This window comes from Streptomyces sp. NPDC054932 (genome assembly GCF_053610205.1).
This window is the reverse complement of record NZ_JBSGXU010000377.1, coordinates 1-2,157: the sequence shown is the minus strand read 5'-3', so window position 1 is coordinate 2,157 and position 2,157 is coordinate 1. Positions and strand designations below refer to the sequence as shown.

3 protein-coding genes are annotated in these 2,157 nt (G+C 71.6%); 2 read left to right on the top strand and 1 reads right to left on the bottom strand.

Translation table 11 applies throughout. The annotated features are described in order from the left end of the window. A partial coding sequence (locus ACWGE1_RS40915) for a class I adenylate-forming enzyme family protein (RefSeq protein WP_453425545.1) occupies nucleotides 1–1,185 on the top strand: 1,185 nt, incomplete at its 5' end. Nucleotides 1,186–1,253: 68 nt separating this feature from the next. Beyond that, nucleotides 1,254–1,859 (top strand): TetR/AcrR family transcriptional regulator, encoded by a 606-nt coding sequence (locus tag ACWGE1_RS40910; protein WP_189973680.1) that lies wholly within the window; start codon nucleotides 1,254–1,256, stop codon nucleotides 1,857–1,859. A 21-nt stretch (nucleotides 1,860–1,880) separates the two neighbouring features. Here ACWGE1_RS40910 and ACWGE1_RS40905 read toward each other — a convergent pair. After that, nucleotides 1,881–2,157 (bottom strand): hypothetical protein (locus ACWGE1_RS40905; protein ID WP_453425544.1); only part of this gene is annotated, 277 nt, incomplete at its 5' end.

Genomic DNA, 2,157 nt, shown 5'->3' with positions numbered 1-2,157 from the left:
GCCGCCGCCGACCTGTCCGCCGCCGACCTCGCCGCCGCCCACCTCAGCACCGTCGACCTCAGCACCGCCGACCTCTTCACCGTGGCCCGCGGCGGGCGACCCGCACCGGACGCCCCGCACCTCACCGCCGCCGACACCGCCCTCATCAGCTACACCTCCGGCACCAGCGGCACCCCCAAGGGGGCGATGAACCCGCACGGAGCGCTCACGTACAACGCCGTCCGGCAGGTGACCTCCCACCCGCTGCCCGAGGGCGCCACCTACTTCGCCCTCGCGCCCCTCTTCCACATCACCGGCATGGTCTGCGAGCTCGCCGCCTGCTTCGCCAACGCCGGCACCCTGGTCCTCGCCCACCGCTTCGACGCCGGCGCCGTCCTCGACGCCTTCCTCGAACACCGCCCCGCCTACACCGTCGGCCCGGCCACCGCCTTCATGGCCCTCGCCGCCCACCCCGCAGTCACCCCGGACCACTTCGCCTCGTTCCGGGTGATCTCCTCCGGCGGCGCCCCGCTCCCGCCCGCGCTCGTCGAGCGCCTGCGCACCGCCTTCGGCTTCTACCTGCGCAACGGCTACGGCCTCACCGAGTGCACCGCCCCCTGCGCCAGCGTGCCCGTACACCTCGAAGCCCCCGTCGACCCCGCCTCCGGCACCCTCTCCGTGGGCCTGCCCGGGGCCGACACCGTGGTCCGCATCCTCGACGAGCAGGGCGCCGAGGTCCCCTTCGGCGAGACCGGCGAAATAGCCGTCCGGGGCCCACAGGTGGTGCCCGGCTACTGGGGTCTGCCCGCCGACACCGCCAAGGCCTTCCCGGACGGCGAACTGCGCACCGGGGACGTCGGATTCATGGACCCGGACGGCTGGCTCTACGTCGTCGACCGCAAGAAGGACATGATCAACGCATCCGGCTTCAAGGTCTGGCCGCGGGAGGTCGAGGACGTGCTCTACACCCACCCCGCCGTCCGCGAGGCCGCCGTGGTCGGTGTCCCGGACGCGTACCGCGGGGAGAGCGTGAAGGCGTACGTGAGCCTGCGTCCCGGCACCTCGGTGGAGCCGCAGGAGCTCGCCGCCCACTGCGCCGAGCGCATCGCCGCGTACAAATACCCGCGCCAGGTCGAGATCCTGCCTGTCCTTCCGAAGACGACCAGTGGCAAGATCCTGCGACGGGAACTGCGCGATCGCGGCTGAAAACAGTCGGACGGTCGTACAGCCGGTCGCAGTGACCAGGCAGGAACGAGGAAGGGAAGGTCAGCGCCATGGCGGCCAGGACCACGGAACCCGCAGGCACGCACGAGGCCCCGGTACCGCAGCGGCTGCTGGCCGTCGCCACCCGGCTCTTCGCCGAGCGCGGCTACGACCGCACCTCGGTCCAGGAGATCGTCGAGGCGGCCGGCGTCACCAAGGGTGCGCTCTACCACTACTTCGGGTCCAAGGACGATCTGCTGCACGAGGTGTACGCGCGGATGCTGCGGCTCCAGCAGCAGCGCCTGGACGCGGTGGCCGATTCCGACGCGCCCGTCGAGGAGCGGCTGCGCGCCGCGGCCGCCGACGTGGTCGTCACCACCATCGAGAACCTCGACGACGCGATGATCTTCTTCCGGTCGATGCACCAGCTCAGCCCGGAGAAGTTCAAGCAGGTGCGGGCGGAGCGCCGGCGCTACCACGAGCGCTTCCGGGCGCTGGTCGAGGAGGGCCAGCGCACCGGGGTGTTCTCCAGCGCGACCCCCGCCGACCTGGTGGTGGACTACCACTTCGGGTCCGTCCACCACCTGTCCACCTGGTACCGGGCCGACGGGCCGCTCACGCCGCAGCAGGTCGCCGATCACCTCGCCGACCTGCTGCTGCGCGCACTGCGTCCCTAGAGGTGCTCAAGCCCCCCGGGGCTAGTACGTGATCTCCTCGCCGCTGGAGTTCCAGACCCGCGCGTAGCCGGGTTCGCTGCCCGGTACCCAGTTCGGTTCCAGGATCGACAGGCGTCCCGGCTCGTGGCAGAACGTCGGGGCGAGCTGCGGGCCCGGACTGTAGTCCGGCCACGCGACGAGGAGGTGGTCCCCGGGATCGAGGACCACCTCCCACGCAAGCGGTTCGAACCACACGGTCAGCGGGTCGTTGGTGGACGCGAAGCGGCCGCGCAGCTGCTCGACGGACTTCTCGACGTCC

Coding starts and splice junctions, on each gene's coding strand:
- ACWGE1_RS40910 (WP_189973680.1), top strand. CDS start 1,254: ATGGCGGCCAGGACCACGGAACCCGCAGGCACGCACGAGGCCCCGGTA.